The following is a 17,538-nucleotide window of genomic DNA, read 5'->3' as shown; positions in this document are numbered from 1 at the left end:
GCGGTGTGATGCGCGCAGGACGCTTCACCAATGTGGTGCTCATTTTCCCCCGAAGTCCCTCGTGTCGTGTGAGGTTGCGGAACCAACGATATGCTCGCAACCGGTACGGCGCCCGCGACCTGTGGCCGCACGGCCACGATATGAGGCCACACGGGGGTGAAGCCGGTGCAGACTGCGTACAGCCGAGTCACGGTTGTGACGTCCGATCGCACGATCGACCTGGCCCTGCCGAGCGGTCTGCCGTTGGCAGATGTGCTGCCGCAGGTCATGCGGTACGCAGCCCCCGATGCCACGGTGGGGGCGCCGACGGCCTGGACCTTGGGCCATGTCGGTGGAGCCTCACTCGCCCTGTCGCAGACGCTGGGCGATGCCGGGATCCTCGATGGCGATGTGCTCGAGTTGCGTGCGCAGACCGAGGACGTCCGGCCGGCGACGGTCGAGGACGTCCGCGACACGGTCGAGGACAGCGTCGACGCCTCGGGTGGGGTGTGGTCGACACTGACGACCCGATCGTTCTCGGTGCTTCTCGGCTCGGCGCTGCTGACGATCCTGGGCGTCGCCGCCTGGCTGGCAGGCCGGAGCGACGCCGACTCGTCGTTGGCAGGTGTGGCCGATCCGGCTCCGGCGGCGGTTACTCTCGCGGTCCTGCTGTTCGCGACCTGGTGGGCGGCGACTCTCGCCAGGAGCCTGGACAGCCAGATCGCCGCTGTCGCCGCGCTGGTCTGGGCCGCGATCCTCGGCGGCTCGATCGGGGTCGAGGCCGATGTTGCGGGCTGGGAGATCCTGGCGTTCGCGGTGATCGCTGTCGCAGTCGCGGCAGGAGTGGCGCGGCTGCTGACACCCGCGGCGACCGGACATCTCGCGGCGGCGGCAGTCATTCTCGTGGTGGGTCTGAGCCACGCGGTCGTGGATTGGACCGCGGCTCCGGTCGAGCAGGCGACCCGGATCCTGCCGGTACTCGCCTTGCTGGCGGTCGGTTCGATCCCGCTGATCTCGCTGTCGGTGGGCGGTGTCGCAAGCGCCGACTACCGGGTCCGGCACGTCGGGCGGCTCGATCTCGCCGCCTTGCAGGCCCGCTACCGGGCGAGCAATGCCGTCTTGGTCGGCTCGCTGATCGGCATCGCGCTGGTCATCGTGTGGGGAGGCATCGCTCTCGACCTGTCCGATGAGCCGTGGGACCGCACGTTGGCGTTAAGCCTGGCGGCCGCCGCCACGCTGCGTTCGCGATTGTTCTCGCGCACACCTCATATGCTTCCGCTTCGTACTGCGGGCCTTCTCGTGATCGTGTTCGTGGCGGGTCACTTCGCGATCGATCAGCCCGATATCGCACCCTGGCTCGCTGTCGGCGTCGCCGTTGCGATGCTTGCGGCACTCGGCGTGGCCTCCGCGCCGATGTCGGACATCACCCGTGCACGGGTCAAGCGAGTCTTGAACATCGTCGAATTCCTCGTCGTGGTCGACCTGCTGGTCGTGCTGTTCGGAGCGGTCGGCGTCTATGAGCGGATCGGGGGGATCTTCTGATGGCAGATGACGAAACGCGGGACGAGGACGGAGTCGATCCGGCGATCCGCGATCGCAATCAGGCCCAGGGCGCCGCGGCAGATCTCGCCCGGATGGGCATCGATCCGCGAAGTCTGGGGCTCGGCGAGCCGCAGGCGCCGCGACGTCCCGCAACGGATGCCGAAGACCTGGAAGGGCGAGCGCCGGTTGTCTTCCTGAGGCCCGAACTCGACGACTCCACGGTCGAACACGACCAGCAGCCGGAGACCGATGTCTCAGCGCCCGAGCCGTCCGAGCTCGAACGCCAGTTGGTCGGGACATCGGTGCCACAGGCGCCGTCACGTCAACCTGGACGGCTGTTGCGGACGGTCGGCCGTGGTCTGGTCACCCCGGATGCTGCCGTGACGGTGCAGACCGAACGGCAGATCATCGACGCGGTGCGTCAACGCCAGACCGACCGCCGCATCGTCGCATTCGTTGCCGGCAAGGGCGGGGTCGGCTGTACGACTGTCGCCGTCGGTGCTGGCACCGCGTTCATGGCGTTGCGCGAGGACCATTCGGTTGTCGTCGACGTCCAACAGGGCACCGCCTCGCTGGGCGATGTCTTCGGTGCTGATGACCCGCGCAGCATCGCTTCGCTCATGGCCGAGGTGGAGGTCACGACACCGCCGCGTGCACCCAGCGGACTGGGTCTGGTCGACGGCGCAGGCTGGGACCGAGGCCTGACCCGCGCAGACATCGCGGGAACCCTCGACCGGCTGCGTGCCGATCACACGTTCAACCTGCTCGATGTCGGCGACGATGCCGGAGAGGGCGGCCATGCGGCGCTGGCCCGGGCCGACCAGGCCGTCATCGTGACCGGTCCGGGCGCGCTCGGCGTCGCCGCGTTGCGCAGCGCACTCGAACGGGTCAAATCGGTCAACCCAGTCGCTGCGGCGTGCGCGGTCCACGTCGTGGTGTGCCCGTACGAGCAGTCATATCGCGAAGCGGTTCGGGCGACCGCGGGGTCTCAGGGTCTGTCGACCTCGACTGTCGTGGTTCCTCCGGATCCGCATCTGCAGGCCGGCAATTCCTACGATCCGGCACATGTCGCGCCTGCGACGCGTGAGTCGTTCTTGAAGATCGCCGGTGCCATCGCCTTGCGGAGCGCTCGTCGATGAGTGAGGCGGGCGGACCGACATCGGGTCGACCGGTCTCCGGCGGGCCTCGGTCGGCCATGCGAAACACGCCGAATGCCGAGCGTTACGTGCTCGAAGCCGACGCGATGCGCCGACGTCAGCTGCGTTCGGCGCTGTTGCACGGCAGCCGCCGCACGTGGCGCGATCATCCGCGTATCTGGCCGGCCGTCGTGGTCGGCATCATCGTGGTCGCGGTGATCCTCGCCGGACTGGCGGTGACCGAGGCGTTCAAGAAGACATCGCAGAACGAGAAGGACGAGCAGCGCCAGCGCGACCGGCCCGCGACTTCTGCTCCCGCGAAGCCCGGCACGACCGGCAGTCCGCCGTGAGCCGGCACGTGCGCACAAGAGCGAACTCCCGCTCCGCGTGTACCGTGTGTCACTGATCCACTGTCGGGGGACGGATCCTCATCCGGGTGACCCCTGAAAACATCCCGAGAGGTTGTCCTACATGGCTCGATCCACTGCGACTCCGGCTTCGGTCTCGCGACTGCCGTCGACGCGTGAATCCCGTCCGGCGCTCATCGGCTTGGCAGTTCTGCTGATCGTCGGCGGCGCATTGGCGTCGGCATGGCTCGCGATCCAGTCGGGCAACCGGTCCTCCTTCGTGCAGGTCGGCTCGGAGATCGCCCAGGGTGCGACGATCTCCTCAGATGATCTGACCCGGGTGAGCCTGCCCGAAGGGTTCAGCGGAGGAGTGCCGTTCGAAGATGCCGACAGCATCGTCGGCAAGACCGCGGCCGCGCGCCTCGTCGAGGGCACGATCGTGATGCGGACCATGATCTCCGACGAATCGGGCGTAGCGAAGGGGCAGACGCGCCTGACCGTCGCGGTCGACGCGTCGCCGTTCATCCGTGGCCTGAGGTCCGGCGACCGATTGGCGCTCAACGTCGGCTCATCCGACGGCGGTCCTCGCCAGATGGTCTACGCCGAACTGGTTTCGGTCGGGGAGCAGAAGAGCGGATCCATCGGCGGGTCCGGCAGCGACGAAGTGTCGATCGTCGTGTCGATCGACCTGTCGTGCCTCTCGGTCGTCTCGCAGGGGATCGAGGATTCGTCGGTGACGCCCGCGCTGATCGGCGAAGGGGCAGCCAGCGTCCAGAAGACCTGCGGGAGCTGACTCATGGGCCTGCTTGCAATTGCCTCGGCGAAGGGCTCGCCGGGAGCCACGACGTCCGCGATGTTGTTTGCGGCGCTGTGGCCGCGGCCCAGCATCCTGATCGAGTGCGATCCGTCAGGGGGTGACGTCGCGCTGCGCATGCCCGGGGCCGACGGTGAACCGCTCGACTCCCAATCGGGTCTGCTCAAACTCGTCGCGGCGGGGCGTAAATCGCTCTACCCCGACCTGGTGGGCCAGCACGCCGAGCAGATCGTCGGCGGTCTCGACGTCCTGACCGGCATGACGACACCTGAGCAGGCGACGGGCCTCGGACGCTGGGACCAACTGGGTTCGCTTTTCGCCGAACTGCCCGGGGTCGACGCGGTCGCAGACCTCGGCCGGATCGGAGCCGAGACTCCGCAGAATGCACTGTTGACATCGGCGAATGCGGTCGTCATGGTCGTCGACACGGTTCCGAGCAATGTCGTGCACCTGCGCGATCGGGTGCGCAAGGTCAGCGACTCGCTGGGCGGTGAGGCGGGTGCACCGATTCATGTCGTGGTGATCGCGCCGACCAAACGGGCCCGGGCGGTTGCCGAGATCCGCGACGTCATCGCGCAGTCGCAGACGCCCGTCGCCGACGTGCACCACCTGGCCCATGACGTGAAGGGTGCCGCGTTCTTCCTGGGACAGGTTTCGGGGAGTCCGGCACGTACCGCCCTGGTGCGTTCGGCCCAGCCGATAGTCGATGAGCTCGCCGCGCGGATGGCCGGCGCGTTCCTCGAAACCGCGTTGGTTGAGGAGCCCGAGGCACGAGGGCGTCTCGAAACCGCGTTGGTTGAGGAGCCCGAGGCACGAGGGCGTCTCGAAACCACCGACCCGGAGGCGTCAGCATGATCGATCACGATCTCGTGAGGGTCCTGCGCGGACAGGTCGCCGACCGGCTCAATGAGCAGCGTCGCCGCGACCAGATCAGCGGCATTACGCCCATGAACGCCGACGACGAACGCGAGTTCGCGCGGTCTCTTATCGTGCAGGTGCTGGAAGACCATGCCCGGTACGAGGTCGCCGAAGGACGTTCGCCCATCCCCTCTGACGTCGAGGCGCGGGTCGCTTCGGCGATCCACTCGGCGCTGTTCGGCGTGGGCCGGCTCGAACCGCTGCTGGCCGATCCCGAGGTCGAGAACATCGACATCAATGGCTGCGACAACGTCTTCGTGCAGTACGGCGACGGCCGTGAAGAGCGGCATGCGCCGGTCGCCGAGACGGATGAAGAGCTCATCGAGCTGATCCAGGTGCTCGCCGCGCACACCGGACTGTCGAGTCGTCCGTTCGACTCGGCCAATCCCCAGCTCGACCTGCGACTGCCCGACGGATCACGCCTGTCGGCGGTCATGAATGTGTGCGCCAGGCCGTCGATCTCGGTCCGCAAAGCCCGGCTCGGTCGGGTCTTCCTCGACGAGCTGATCGAGAACGGCACGATGTCGGCCGACGTCGGCGAGTTCCTCAAGGCCGCCGTCAAGGCGCGCAAGAACATCATGATCGCGGGGGCGACCAACGCCGGCAAGACCACGATGCTGCGGGCCCTGGCCAACGTCATCCCCGCATCCGAACGCATCATCACAGTCGAACGCGCACTCGAGGTCGGCCTCGGCGAGTACGAGGACCTGCACCCCAATGTGGTGTCGTTCGAGGAGCGGCTCGGCAACTCCGAAGGCCTCGGCCATGTCTCGATGGCCGAGCTCGTGCGCCGTTCGCTGCGTATGAACCCCTCACGGGTCATCGTCGGCGAGGTGCTCGGCGACGAGATCGTCACGATGCTCAACGCGATGAGCCAGGGCAATGACGGCTCGTTGTCGACGATCCACGCCAATTCCTCGCTCGAGGTGTTCAACCGCATCGGGACCTATGCGATCCAGAGCAAGGAGCGGTTGCCGCTCGAGGCGACCACGATGCTGATCGCCGGTGCGCTGGACTTCGTGGTGTTCGTCCGCAAGCGCAACGATCACGCCACCGGCGGCACCCAGACCCGCGTCGTCGAGAGCATCCGCGAGGTCGTCGGGCACGACGGGCAAGTGCTGTCGAACGAGGTCTTCGCGCCCGATCCGGACGGCCGGGCTGCCGCCCACTCGCCGATCGGCTGCGTCGGCGATCTGGAGGATCACGGCTACCGTCCCATGGTTCACGGACGCTGGGCGTAGGCCATGGATCTCGAAGCGCTGCGACTCCCGCTGGCCACGACGGCCGGTGCCGTAGTCGGCCTCGGCTGTCTGGTGCTCTGGTACGCGCTGAGCAAGCAGGAGCCCGACACGAGCCCAGGAGTGACGCCTCGACGACGGTCGCTGCAGGGGCGGACGTCGAAACGGCGCGGTCAGCAATTGTTGATCGGCGTGCTGGTCGGGGTCGTGGTACTGGCCGTGACGCGCTGGATCGTGCTCGCGTTGGTCGTCGGCGCCGTCATCGCTTTCTGGGACCGGGCTTTCGGCGGCGCGCGTCACGAACGCGCCGCGATCGCGCGAGTCGAAGGTCTTGCCGGGTGGATCGAGGCGCTGCGTGACACGATCGCCGGAGCCGTGGGTCTCGAGCAGGCCATCCCCGCGACGGCGGTCAACGCCGCCCCGTCGATCAGACCCTCGCTCAACCTGCTGGTCGATCGGTTGCGGGTGCGTGAGCCCCTGCCCGACGCCTTGATGAAGTTCTCCGAGGACCTTGACGACCCGTCGGCCGATCTCGTTGTCGCCGCGCTGATCCTGAATGCGCGGCTGCGCGGTCCGGGCCTGCGAGACGTCCTGACGGCGTTGGCGACGTCGGCCCGCGACGAACTCGACGTGCGCCGCCGGGTCGAGGCCTCACGGCGCAGCACCCGGCGCAGCGTGCAGGTCGTGGTCGGCGTCATCGGCGGCGTCGCGACGCTGCTTGTTGTGTTCAACCGCGAGTACGTCGAGCCGTACGGCACCCTGGCTGGCCAGGCCGTCCTGGCGGTCGTGCTGGCCGTTTTCGGATTGAGCGTGTTGTGGCTGCGGCGGCTGTCGGGCGTCGTGGAGCCCGAGCGTTTCTTGATCACCCCGGCCATGACGAGGACACAGCGATGATCCCCGAGCTGTTGGCCGGAGCCAGTGTGGGCGCGGGTGTTCTCCTGATTGTCCTGGCGTTGCGACCGCGGGTTCCGGGTGTCGCCGCGACGCTGGGCCGGCTCGACCAGCAACGTCGTCCGCGCCGGTCGCTGACCGCGAGTGCTGCCGGTGCCGAGGCGGACGGCCGATTGGAGCGGGTGCGCGCGACCGTCGGCGAGCGGATCGAGGCAGAAGTCGCGGTGCGCGGTTGGCAATTGACCCGCACCCGCGAGGACCTGGCGGTCATGAACCGTTCCATGTCGACGCACCTCGGCACCAAGGCGTTGCTGGGTCTCGGCGCGTTCATCTGGTTCCCGGTCGTCCTGTCGTTGCTGGGCTTCGGCGGCGGCCTCGGCATGCCGTTGATCCTGGCGCTCGCTGCGGGCCTGTTCGGTTTCTTCCTGCCGGACCTGGCGTTGCGCAGCGAGGCGGAGAAACGACGCCGCGACTTCCGGCACGTCACGGGGGCATTCCTCGATCTCGTCGCGATGAACCTCGCGGGTGGGCGGGGACTGCCCGAGGCGTTGATGGCAGCGTCGTCGTTCGGGGACCACTGGGCCATGGTGCGCATGCGGCAGGCTCTGTCGAATGCCCGCATCATGGGCTGGACCCCGTGGGAAGGGATCGCGCGGCTCGGCAATGAGCTCGGGGTCGACGAATTGCGGGACCTCGCCTCGGCCCTCGCGCTGGCCGGAGACGAAGGCGCCAGGATCCGGCTCTCGCTCATGGCGCGTGCCGAGAGCATGCGCCGCAAAGAGATGGTCGACATCGAAGGCGCCGCGGGCGAGAACTCGCAGTCGATGTTGATGGCTCAGCTGCTCATGTGCATCGCTTTCTTGGTATTCTTGGCCTATCCAGCCGTCAGCCAACTTGGCTAGGCGGCGGTCTATGTATCGGGGGATTTCTCAGTGTCAGCTGAATTGTTCTACGCCCGCGCGATCATCGCGCACGTCCACGCGCGCGCTGACCGAGCACGTCGCGAGGGCTTCAACGAGCGCGGAGCGTCGGCGATCGAGTGGGCCATCATCTCAGCGGTCGTCGTCGTACTGGCGCTGGTCGTTGCCCGGGTCATCCAAGGCGTGGTCGAAGACAACGCCAACAAGATCGAACAAGGCTCCAACACCTGAGCTCGACCGACAGCGTGAGCGCGGCACCAGCGCGCTCGAATTCTCGATCATCGCGCCGGTCTTCCTGCTGCTGATCTTCACGATTATCCAGGCAGGCCTCTACTTCCACGCCCGCAACACCGCGCAGTCGGCGGCGCGTGAAGGTGTCTCGTACTTGCGGCTGGCCGGTAACAACTCCGATCCGAATGCTTTTATCTCGGCGGCCGAAGACGTCACCGAGGGGTACGCGACCAAGATAGGTCGGCTCGAGAACGTCACGGCGGTCGGCACGATCGACACCAAGACGGGGCGGGTCACGATGTTCGTCGCGGGCGAGGTCGTGCTGCCCTTGGGCGGCGAGGTCGAGATCCAGCAGACGTCCGAGGCGACGCTCGAACAGTTCCGAGGGGACCTACGCGAATGAGGGTCGTCCGGTCCGAACGGGGCACCGCGAGCTTGGAGCTCGTCATCGTGGCGCCGTTCCTGCTTGCCTTGATGATGCTGATCATCGCGTTCGGGCGCTTCGCCCAGACTGAGAACCTCGTCGACCAGGCCGCGCGTGACGGTGCGCGGGCGGCGACGGCGCAGAACACCCGCGCGCAGGTTCCCGACATCGTCACCCAGGTCGTCCAGGAATCGCTCGACGATGCGCCGGCCTCCTGCCGCGACAGCGTCGTTGCCGAGCCGGTCTTGTCGGATGGCGCATTCGGCCTGCCTGATCCGGACGACCCGCTCAAGATCGAAACCGTCACCGTGACGGTCCGCTGCACACTCGACCTCGGTGACCTGGCTGCCCTGCCGCTGAAGTCGGTCGAGATCTCGCGGACGTTCACGAGCCCGCTCGACCGCTACCGGGGCTATCGATGAAGGCACGCGACGAGCAGGGTTCGATCACCCCGTTCGTGATCATCGTGTCGCTGGCGATCTTGTTGCTCGCGGCACTGGTCGTCGACGGTGGCCGTCAGCTCAATGCCAAGGGCCGGGCGGTCGCGTATGCGCAGGAGGCGACGCGGGCCGGGGCGCAGGCCATCGACGTCAGCGATCCACGTCTAGACCTGATGCCGGACAAGGCCCTCGCCGCCGCGTCGGAGTACTGCCGCACCGCGATGGCGCTGGATCCGCAGTTGGTCAAGTGCAGCGCACGACTCGAAACCGTCGACGAATCGGGGGGCAATTTCTTGGCCGTCTCGGTGTCGACCACGGTGCGCATCAATTCGATCCTGTTGGGCATCGTGAACCGGCACGTTCTGAACGCCAGTGGCGAGGCGCTGGCCCGCCCGGTCAGCGGTATCACCAAGCCGGACGGCAGCAAGGTTCCCACAGTCGGCCCGCCCTCGGTGGCCCCGCCCGGCGGCGGCACCCCGACCGCGACGGCCCCGCCGACCCCTCCGGAGGTCGAGGTGACGCCGTGCGCCCCCAAGAAGACCGACAAGCCCGACAAGCCCGACGGTGACAAGGGTGACAAGCCCACGCCCACGGATGACGAGGAAGAGCTGGAGGAATGCAAGGATCCCACCGACCGGCGCTGACGTCCTCGCGCCTCCGCAGGCGTCCGTGAGGGTGACTGGCTGTGCCATGCGTGTCAAAATCGCTATGCTGACCAGGTTGTACTACAGGATCTCCGGGGGGAATCTTTTCGTGAATCGCCAAACGTTGGTGGCCGGCGTCATTGTCGCGGCCCTTGCAGGCACTATGGCGGCCTGCGGCAGTGATGACCCCGAGCCCAAGCCGACCCCGAAGGCGACACCGAAAGTCACAGCGAGCGCGACGCCGACGGTTGTCGCCCAGCCGCAGGGCGCTGACGGCGTCACGGTCGAGATCCAGAACTGGACCGACTATGCCGGAAATCCGGTCGTCCTGTCCTGGAAGCAGACGACTGAGGCAGTTCAGGCCTCAGTCAACCAAGGACAGGTCCTCCCGGCGATGCGGCGGGGGATGACCAAGAATGTTCTTCGGCAGTATCTGCCGAGTCTCAAGGGCTCGTGGAAACAAGGGCTCGTGGTCAGGCCGGTCGCCAAGATCAAGGTCGAGCGGGTCCGCACCAGCGGAGATTCCAGCACTTTGGTGACGTGTTTTTGGGGACCGTCCACGAGCTTGTACACCAAGGCAGGCGAAGTTGTCGGCGAGCCTGAGAAGTTCTGGCTGAAACAGACCGCGAAGCTGAAGGCTCGTGGCGACTCGTGGGTCATCACCAAGTTCGAGTTCGATGGCAAATGCAAGGGCGGAGCCCCGACATGACCACATTGGCTCGCAAGTTCTCGACACTCGCGGTGGCAGTCTGCCTCGCCGTCGCGGGTCTCACCTTGACGACGTCCGTGCCGGCTCTGGCGTGCACGCCGGGCGCCCCCAACTGCCCGCCGCCGAGCGATGACGGCGGCGGATCGGATGACGGCGGCACTCTGAGCAGCGGGACCACGCAGGAGACCTACCAATCGCCGGCGAAATCGTGCTCGGTCTACGCGAATGGTTCGGGAATGGGCATGTACTGCGTCTCTGTGGGCGGAGGCACCAGCAAAACGCTGCGTGAGCGCTTCGGTGACCAGAAGCTCCAGCGCTGCCGCTATGACGAGATCCCGCCGTCCATCCCGGCGCCGTTCAATGCGAACCCGGATCGCGGTCGCTACATGTTGATGTCGTGCATCAACAACATCGACTTCGACACGTACACCGGCGGACCCAATCGAACTGTCGACATCTCGTTGGTCTTCGTCGAGAACGGCACTGATATCGCCGACCGCAACAATCCGATCTCCAAGTTCCTATGGGACGCGATCGCCGACAGTGACGTCAGACTGCCGGTGCCATTCATGCGCACCCGCCCCAATGCGACGCCGCTGGTCGGTATCCCTACCTACTTCACGTTCAACTGGCTCGATCCGGTGACCAAGCAGATCGTCGGACCGACGCGTCAACTCACCGAGCAGGGCGTCACGGTGCGGGCACGCGTGGCCAAGATCGTGATCGACCCCAATCAGGCCGGTGTCAAAGCCGTCACCTGCGATCCTTCGACGCCGTACATCGAGGGAGCTTCGCCCAAGAACCAGCCCGCAGCGGCCTGCTCGATCGTGTTCCCGCGGTCGTCCGCTTCGGCCCGGAAGTTCGCCACCAAGGAGATCCCGGAGAACATCAAAGATGCGTTCTACGCAGATGTGCGAGTGACGTGGGAGATCACGTACGGGGAGTCCGACGGTGCGATGCAGGAGCTGGGCGATGGATTCACGATGCGGATACGGCAGGTCCTGCCGGTTCAGGAGGTCCAGGCCCCCAACCAACCACCCGCCGTCATCTACTGACACCGATTCGAGGAGCTGGCGATGTCGCCCACTGTCGAACGATCTGGTCCCAACCGCCTACCTGTGAGCCCACAGGAGCAGAGCCGTGCCACGTCGATCTTGACCGGTCTGGCGGCGCTGATCGGCACCCTGGCGATCGCGGTCGGAGTTCCGGTCGCGCTGCTGGCCGCCTTCGGCCCGCCCTGGCCGGACGAGGCGCCGTCCGCCGAGTGGCTCAGTGCTCCCGCGACCGGTGAGACGGTTCTGGCGGTTCTGGCGTTTGTGGTGTGGCTCGCATGGGCGCACTTCATGGTGTGCCTGGTCGTCGAGTTCGTCGCCGAACGGCGCCAGAGTGGACTCGCGCCGCATATCCCCGGCGGGGGTATCGGAACCCAGGGATTGGCGCGTCGCCTTGTGGCGTCGATCGTGCTTCTCGCGGCGGTGACGGGGGCGGGTATGTCGTCGGCGACTGCCGTGACGGCTTCTGAACAGGCCCCGACCCAGACCAGCACGAGTCAGGCGCCCGTCGCGACGACTACCGAGGTCTCCCTCCCGGATGAGCTGCCGGACGGCACCTTGCCTACGGTGAAGGACCTGGAGTCTGCGACCAAGACAGACGTCGCGGAGGGTGTCACGACCTATTACGACGTCAAGCCGCCGAATGGGCGTCACTACGACACCCTGTGGGACATTTCCGAGCGTTACCTCGGTGACGGCCGGCGTTACAAAGAGGTGTGGGATCTCAACAAAGGGGTGACCCAGCCTGATGGTCGGATCTTGGAGAAGGCCGACCTGATCCATCCCGGATGGGTGCTCAAGTTGCCCAATGATGCGACCGGTTCCGGCCTCAAGGTCGTCGATCACGCCGAACTGCGCCAGGTGCCGGTCAGAGGCGGAGGTTCGGGCGGTGGGGCCGAAGCCGAGTCGACGGCAACAGACGTTGCACCTGCTTCGGCCGACACCGCCGAGGCAGGCAGTGGCATCTCGATCGACGACCGGTGGGCGCCGTTCTTCGGAGTCGCCGCAGGGCTTGCCCTGGCCGGAGTTTTTCTCGGTCTGCGCCGCCGACGCGCGTCTGCGCCTTCAACTGCTTGGTGGTCGACTCGCGAGGCCACCGGCACCGATCCACACGATCCCGATCCGCAACCGCCGTCGCCCGGCACCCGACTGCGCGAGGAGGCCGACGTCTCGACCGCGAGCTGGCTCGACCGGGCGGTCCGATCGCTCAATTCGGCCGTCGGAGCGCCTGTTCCGGCGCGAGTCTCCCTCGGCGAGGGTGGAGTCGCATTGGCTTTCGACGAGGAGCCGACAGTCCGTCCGCCCGCAGGGTGGCAGGCGCACGCGACGGTGTGGACGCTCGACCGTGAGACGCAGGTCTCCGGGACCGGCCTCTCGTCGCTGCCTGGACTCGTCAGCATCGGTCGGCGTGACGACGGCACGGTGATGTTGCTGGATCCCGAATCGGTGTCAGGCGTCATCGCGCTGGACGGTGACAGCGACGTTTCGCGCGGACTCGCGCTCAGCATCGCTGTCGACACCGCGACGCATCCTTGGGCCGATGACCGGGTCGTCACACTGGTCGGTTTCGCCGATGACCTGTCCGTGATCGGTGACGGTGCGATCCGTCACGCGGACGATCTCGGACGCGTGTTGGAGTCGCTCGACAACATCGCGCGCTACCACCGCTCGGCCTGCCGCGAGGCGGGCGTGGGATCCGTGCGCGAAGCACGTGCGGCGAGTCCCGAGGCGATCGACTGGTCGTATCACCTGGTGGTGTGCTCCGGAGTGCCCGACAAGGCCGAATTGGCGCGTTTGTCGGCCCTCGCTGCCGATCCTGCGGTTGCCTTGGGCGTCGTGATCGTGGGTGCTGCCGGTGCCGAAGGTGTGCGTCTGACGGCGCGACCCGACGGTCGGGTCTCCTCGCCCTTGCAGGGTGTCGATGTCACTGCGCAGGTGCTGACGGTCGAGGCCGCCCGCAGCCTGACCGCGCTGCACGAACCAGCCGCGGCGTCACGCCGGGTCAGCATGGATCAGTTGGTCGACGTTTTGGAGTCCGAGCACCGGGTCGCGACGGCCCATGACACCGTCGCGCGGGTCAACATCTTGGGACCTGTCACGGTCGACGCACCCGGCGAGGTCGAGCCAGACCGACGCGGGCTGCTGACCGAGATCGCCTGTTTCTTGGCGCTGCACCCGTCAGGTGTGCATGCCAACCGGATCAGCGCGGCCATTTGGCCCCGCGGAGTCGATGAGACCCTGCGCAGCAGTGCACTGGGCCAGCTGAGTTCGTGGTTCGGCACCACCGCTGATGGGCATCCCGTCGTTGAGCAGGATGCCGGTATCTGGCGGCTCGCTCCGGGAGCGGTCGATCTTGATTGGGTGACGTTCCGCGCGGCGCTCAACCGGGCCAGTGAGGACGGCGCGCGGCGCGAGACCCACTTGCGCGCAGCACTTGACCTCGTCTCAGGTCCGGCGTTCGCCGACGTTCCCGAGGGCCGATTCGGCTGGCTCGAGTCGATGACGGTCGAAGGCGATATCGCGATCGCGGTCAATCTGACGGTGCAAGCTGTTGCGGAGGCCGCCGCTGCCCGCAACGATGAGGCCGCAGCTCGAGGAGCATTGGTGCAAGGGCTCGCGATGCTGCCGGCCAGCGAGGAACTGTGGCGTTCACGGTTGCGGCTCGCGGCTCACTTCGGCGAACGTGCTGACGTTGAGTCGGTCGCCGGCGAGATGTATGCAGCGATCGCCGAGCACGGTTCGTTCGGCGGAACCAGCGGCGAGACCGACGCCTTGGTCGACGAGTTGGCGCCGGGCTACCGGTCGAAGGTCGCCTGACCGCCGGTTCAGTACGTACGGGTCGGAACGCGGCCGTAGCCATCGGTCGTGACGGCCTTAAGGGTCTTGGCCACACCGATCACGGCGATTGCGGTAAAGCTGATGCTGAGGAACAACATGGTGGCCTCCTTCAAGGCTCCGGTGAACCGCGATTCGGTTCGTACTTCAATGGTCGAGGATTCAACCATCAAGGACAAGCGAACATTTCTACACCTAACATGTAGTGTTTCTACATGGATGTGAATAGGCTCGCTCTCCTGCGGGAATTGGCCGAACGAGGCACCGTGGGTGCGGTCGCCGATGCAATGAAGGTCACACCGTCGGCGGTCTCGCAGCAGCTCAAAGTGCTCGAACGCGAGGCCGGATATGTCCTCGTGGAGCCGGCCGGACGCGGTGTCGCGCTGACAGTTGCCGGCCGTGCGTTGGCCCAGACGGCGACCGAGATCGCCGTCGCGATCGAGCGCGCGGAGGGGAAGTGGCGCGAGTTCATGGCGCAGCCCGCCGGAGTCGTGCGCGTTGCGACCTTCCCGACCGGCGGCGAGATGCTGCTGCCGGGCATGCTGACCCGGATGGCCGATGTGCCGGAGGTCGAGCTGGTCTGTTCCGACGAGGACGGTGTGACGGTCGACTTCGCCGACCTGACTCCCGACTACGACGTCGTCATAGCCGACTCGCCGACGACCGCCGCGTCGTGGCACGACAGAGGGCTGCAGGTCGTGCCGCTCATGAGTGAACCGCTCGACGTGGCGCTGCCGGAGGGACACCGGTTGGCCAGCAAGGCGAGTCTGTCGCCCAAGGACGTCGTGGGCGAGACCTGGATCGGCGTACCCCACGACTATCCGTTCGACCGGGTGCTGAGCCAGGTTGTCGCGGCGACGGGTGAGCCCGTACGGATCGCCCAACGTATCTCCGACAACGGCATCGTCGAGGCACTCGTCGCCGGCGGTCACGGAATTGCGATCCTGCCGCGATTCACGACCCGCGAGCACGGCAACGGCCTGGTGACCCGGCCGCTGGTCGGCATCCGGGCAACGCGGGAGATCGCCGCGCTACTGCGACCAGATCGACTCGAACGGCCGTCGGTTCGTCTTGTCGTGCAAGCGTTGCGCGACGAGGCGCGGGCTGTTGTGGAGTTGCATCCGGCGGGGTGAGAGGCATCAAGAGTTTCCCATGACTCGGTGCTTCGCGGGTCTAGGGTGCACGGATGCCTTTGAAGGCTTTGAGCCGCCGGGTAGTGGATCCCCGTTTCGCGCCGCTTGATCGCGTGGCCGGGGCTGTCTCGCGATTCTCACCTACGCGACGTTCGCGCTTAGGCAGCAGGTGGGCCAGCGTTCCCGCCGCTCTCCTGGTCGGTCTCGGCGTGGGCTGGGCTGTGTTCCACTACCTCGACGGCCGAGCATAGCCCGCTCCCGGCGCACGTCGAAGTGCTGTTTGTGGACGGACGGCCGAATTGGCGAGGAGTCTCGGGTCAAATCGGGATACTTACCGGGGAAGGGAGTCATGGGGCTGCTGAGGTCGGGTGACTCGTCTGAGTGGGCTAGGTCACTGGCTTTGTGAGAGCTTGTACTCAACTTCTCGGTACACAGCTCCGAGACCCTGCGAGACTTCTTGTTCGGTCAAAAGACTACGAACGAAAAGGACTTTTCTGTATGCGGTTTCGTCGCACGATAAGTAGCCTGGTGGGCTTAATCTGCCTGGTAGCAGGACTCTCAGCTGTCACAATCGCAAACGCGGCAGCTGACGAACCAAATGGCCCGGCGGGGGGCGTGTTTGTCCCGGTGACGCCAGCACGTGTGTATGCGTGGGATGGAGATGTGAACAAGCGGCCGACGCCAACGTCTCCCAAGACGTTCCAGGTAACCGGGATGGCTGGTATTCCATCTACGGGCGTGTCAGCGGTCGTACTGGATGTTTCGGCATCCAGCGGCACAGGCGTTACCAACGTGTATTTGAGAACGAACCCGGCTGATACGACTGTTTCAATGTTAACTGTTGGTGGCGATTCATCGGTCAATTCGAATACGGCAGTCGTGAAACCCAGCACCACCGGGCAAGTCACGGTGGCAGTAAATGCACAACCAGTAGCTTTGACGGTCGATGTGCAGGGCTATTTCACAGACTCGTCGGTTTCAGGTCAAGCTGGTGGATTTGTTCCCATAGAGCCGGCCAGGCTTGTGGGCACTCATGCAGGCTTTGGCTTGCCTCAGGCGAAGTTGAATGCAGGCACTACCTACACGGCGTCAATCGCCGGTCAGGCGGGAATCCCTGAGAACGCGACAGCAGTGTTCGCGAATGTTCGGGTAGTCAACTCGACAACAGACGGATGGATTCAAGTCGGCCCGGCAGGTACGAACCTGAATGCGATTCCGACCGGCACGTATTACGAGAGCGGCCATTACGAGGACACTGGCATGACGTTCAAACTCGGCAGCGGTGGCACCAGTGCCGGCAAGGTGGGCATTCTGTTGAGTGCAGGCGCGGCTGACGTGATCATAGACATCCAGGGTTACTTCACTTCAGCCGAAGAAGAGGGGGCAGGGTTTACGCCACTGCCTCAAACCCACTACTACGACACACGCACGGTGCCAGCAGGAACGTTGAAGGCGGGCGAGGAACGCGTCATTGAGGTTGCAGGCAAGGCGGGAATCCCCGGCGATGAATCTGTCGGCGCGATCGTGACCACGATTCTGGCCACCGGTTGGACCGCTACTGGCTCCGTCACGCTTTACAACAGCGATCTCGAGGACGTCATCACGTCCAACATTGGCTTTCAGGGCACATATTCTGGCGAGCCATCTCAGTCCACCTCTGTGGTGGAACTGTCGTCTGGCGGCGAAGTGACGTTACGAAACAACTCCGCCGGCACGGTGCACGTCGTTCTCGCGGTGCAGGGTTGGTTCGGATTCCCGTTCTCGCCTGATGAACCCGAGTCGCCAGGCCCTGATCTCTCGGAGTCGGAGTTTGCTCCGGGCACCGACGACGAGGGCAATCCCTATATCGAAGCAGATAGCCCCACCGAGGCCCTCCAAACCCTCGATGCTCTCGAAGCGGGTCTCCTTAGAACAAGTGTGAAGTATGGTCCCTGCGTCCTTTATCCCTCACCTATTCGGATTCGCACGGACGGGAACGTCGGCACGAAGCCGCACACCAAGTGCTCGACGGCCGTGACGGCAATCGCACACAAGACCGACATGCGCTACAAGTCCTTTATTTGGTGGAAGTTGAGGGGTTCCAAGCCTGGTGGCAACAGGGGACAGAAGAGCTACTATCAAAAGAATGTCTCCTTTAAATGTAAGAGCAAGGAAGAGAGCTGGTGGGGTAGCACTACTTTGGGAGAGGTGAGGTATGGCGATAAGACCTACTACGCGAGGGTCTATCCAGCACACGCCAAGCTGAAGTGCGGCGGCTAGTGATTCGAAAACGCCGGGAGAAAGAC

The 17,538-nt window shown here is 65.7% G+C and carries 17 protein-coding genes; all 17 read left to right on the top strand.

Annotated features, from left to right (window positions below; all coding sequences use genetic code 11):
• The first annotated feature begins 165 nt into the window (after nt 1–165).
• The gene (gene eccD, locus ACXJKC_RS07580; RefSeq protein WP_456696080.1) at nt 166–1,521 is read left to right on the top strand and encodes a type VII secretion integral membrane protein EccD; all 1,356 of its coding nucleotides are present in this window, start codon (nt 166–168) and stop codon (nt 1,519–1,521) included.
• Nucleotides 1,521–2,660: a hypothetical protein gene (locus ACXJKC_RS07575; RefSeq protein ID WP_456696079.1), complete on the top strand. Its 1,140-nt coding sequence runs from the start codon at nt 1,521–1,523 to the stop codon at nt 2,658–2,660. Before eccD ends, ACXJKC_RS07575 begins: the two co-directional genes overlap by 1 nt.
• The gene (locus ACXJKC_RS07570; protein WP_456696078.1) at nt 2,657–3,007 is read left to right on the top strand and encodes a hypothetical protein; all 351 of its coding nucleotides are present in this window, start codon (nt 2,657–2,659) and stop codon (nt 3,005–3,007) included. The genes ACXJKC_RS07575 and ACXJKC_RS07570 overlap by 4 nt, the downstream gene beginning before the upstream one ends.
• A gap of 121 nt (nt 3,008–3,128) precedes the next feature.
• Complete coding sequence (locus ACXJKC_RS07565; RefSeq protein WP_456696077.1) at nt 3,129–3,797, top strand: SAF domain-containing protein; 669 nt, start codon at nt 3,129–3,131, stop codon at nt 3,795–3,797.
• Between the two features lie 3 nt (nt 3,798–3,800).
• Nucleotides 3,801–4,673, top strand: coding sequence for a hypothetical protein (locus tag ACXJKC_RS07560; RefSeq protein WP_456696076.1), 873 nt, complete (start codon nt 3,801–3,803; stop codon nt 4,671–4,673).
• Nucleotides 4,670–5,977, top strand: coding sequence for a CpaF family protein (locus tag ACXJKC_RS07555; protein WP_456696075.1), 1,308 nt, complete (start codon nt 4,670–4,672; stop codon nt 5,975–5,977). Before ACXJKC_RS07560 ends, ACXJKC_RS07555 begins: the two co-directional genes overlap by 4 nt.
• A 3-nt stretch (nt 5,978–5,980) precedes the next feature.
• Nucleotides 5,981–6,868 carry a type II secretion system F family protein gene (locus ACXJKC_RS07550; RefSeq protein ID WP_456696074.1) on the top strand — a complete coding sequence of 296 codons (888 nt, stop codon included), beginning with the start codon at nt 5,981–5,983 and terminating at the stop codon, nt 6,866–6,868.
• A complete protein-coding gene (locus ACXJKC_RS07545; RefSeq protein ID WP_456696073.1) occupies nt 6,865–7,767 on the top strand; it encodes a type II secretion system F family protein in 903 nt (300 codons plus the stop codon). The genes ACXJKC_RS07550 and ACXJKC_RS07545 overlap by 4 nt, the downstream gene beginning before the upstream one ends.
• A gap of 30 nt (nt 7,768–7,797) precedes the next feature.
• Nucleotides 7,798–8,016 carry a hypothetical protein gene (locus tag ACXJKC_RS07540; RefSeq protein ID WP_456696072.1) on the top strand — a complete coding sequence of 73 codons (219 nt, stop codon included), beginning with the start codon at nt 7,798–7,800 and terminating at the stop codon, nt 8,014–8,016.
• Complete coding sequence (locus tag ACXJKC_RS07535) at nt 7,949–8,419, top strand: TadE/TadG family type IV pilus assembly protein (protein WP_456696071.1); 471 nt, start codon at nt 7,949–7,951, stop codon at nt 8,417–8,419. The genes ACXJKC_RS07540 and ACXJKC_RS07535 overlap by 68 nt, the downstream gene beginning before the upstream one ends.
• Nucleotides 8,416–8,862, top strand: coding sequence for a TadE/TadG family type IV pilus assembly protein (locus tag ACXJKC_RS07530; RefSeq protein WP_456696070.1), 447 nt, complete (start codon nt 8,416–8,418; stop codon nt 8,860–8,862). The genes ACXJKC_RS07535 and ACXJKC_RS07530 overlap by 4 nt, the downstream gene beginning before the upstream one ends.
• Complete coding sequence (locus ACXJKC_RS07525) at nt 8,859–9,524, top strand: pilus assembly protein TadG-related protein (protein WP_456696069.1); 666 nt, start codon at nt 8,859–8,861, stop codon at nt 9,522–9,524. The genes ACXJKC_RS07530 and ACXJKC_RS07525 overlap by 4 nt, the downstream gene beginning before the upstream one ends.
• 109 nt (nt 9,525–9,633) lie before the next feature.
• On the top strand, nt 9,634–10,233 hold the full coding sequence (locus ACXJKC_RS07520; RefSeq protein WP_456696068.1) for a hypothetical protein: 600 nt from the start codon (nt 9,634–9,636) through the stop codon (nt 10,231–10,233).
• Nucleotides 10,230–11,288: a hypothetical protein gene (locus ACXJKC_RS07515; RefSeq protein WP_456696067.1), complete on the top strand. Its 1,059-nt coding sequence runs from the start codon at nt 10,230–10,232 to the stop codon at nt 11,286–11,288. Before ACXJKC_RS07520 ends, ACXJKC_RS07515 begins: the two co-directional genes overlap by 4 nt.
• Nucleotides 11,289–11,309: 21 nt before the next feature.
• Nucleotides 11,310–14,102 (top strand): hypothetical protein, encoded by a 2,793-nt coding sequence (locus tag ACXJKC_RS07510; RefSeq protein WP_456696066.1) that lies wholly within the window; start codon nt 11,310–11,312, stop codon nt 14,100–14,102.
• A 233-nt stretch (nt 14,103–14,335) separates the two neighbouring features.
• Nucleotides 14,336–15,253, top strand: a complete 918-nt coding sequence (locus ACXJKC_RS07505; protein ID WP_456696065.1) for a LysR family transcriptional regulator — start codon at nt 14,336–14,338, stop codon at nt 15,251–15,253.
• A 663-nt stretch (nt 15,254–15,916) separates the two neighbouring features.
• The gene (locus ACXJKC_RS07500) at nt 15,917–17,512 is read left to right on the top strand and encodes a hypothetical protein (RefSeq protein WP_456696064.1); all 1,596 of its coding nucleotides are present in this window, start codon (nt 15,917–15,919) and stop codon (nt 17,510–17,512) included.
• The last annotated feature ends 26 nt before the right edge of the window (nt 17,513–17,538 follow it).

It is taken from the genome of Aeromicrobium sp. P5_D10 (assembly GCF_054049535.1).
The sequence above is the reverse complement of the archived record's forward strand: the minus strand, read 5'-3'. Positions and strand labels throughout refer to the sequence as shown.

Bases quoted from the DNA above. Each gene is read 5' to 3' on its own strand.
- ACXJKC_RS07575 (WP_456696079.1), top strand. From the start codon at position 1,521: ATGGCAGATGACGAAACGCGGGACGAGGACGGAGTCGATCCGGCGATC.
- ACXJKC_RS07570 (WP_456696078.1), top strand. From the start codon at position 2,657: ATGAGTGAGGCGGGCGGACCGACATCGGGTCGACCGGTCTCCGGCGGG.
- ACXJKC_RS07565 (WP_456696077.1), top strand. From the start codon at position 3,129: ATGGCTCGATCCACTGCGACTCCGGCTTCGGTCTCGCGACTGCCGTCG.
- ACXJKC_RS07560 (WP_456696076.1), top strand. From the start codon at position 3,801: ATGGGCCTGCTTGCAATTGCCTCGGCGAAGGGCTCGCCGGGAGCCACG.
- ACXJKC_RS07555 (WP_456696075.1), top strand. From the start codon at position 4,670: ATGATCGATCACGATCTCGTGAGGGTCCTGCGCGGACAGGTCGCCGAC.
- ACXJKC_RS07550 (WP_456696074.1), top strand. From the start codon at position 5,981: ATGGATCTCGAAGCGCTGCGACTCCCGCTGGCCACGACGGCCGGTGCC.
- ACXJKC_RS07545 (WP_456696073.1), top strand. From the start codon at position 6,865: ATGATCCCCGAGCTGTTGGCCGGAGCCAGTGTGGGCGCGGGTGTTCTC.
- ACXJKC_RS07530 (WP_456696070.1), top strand. From the start codon at position 8,416: ATGAGGGTCGTCCGGTCCGAACGGGGCACCGCGAGCTTGGAGCTCGTC.
- ACXJKC_RS07525 (WP_456696069.1), top strand. From the start codon at position 8,859: ATGAAGGCACGCGACGAGCAGGGTTCGATCACCCCGTTCGTGATCATC.
- ACXJKC_RS07515 (WP_456696067.1), top strand. From the start codon at position 10,230: ATGACCACATTGGCTCGCAAGTTCTCGACACTCGCGGTGGCAGTCTGC.
- ACXJKC_RS07510 (WP_456696066.1), top strand. From the start codon at position 11,310: ATGTCGCCCACTGTCGAACGATCTGGTCCCAACCGCCTACCTGTGAGC.
- ACXJKC_RS07505 (WP_456696065.1), top strand. From the start codon at position 14,336: ATGGATGTGAATAGGCTCGCTCTCCTGCGGGAATTGGCCGAACGAGGC.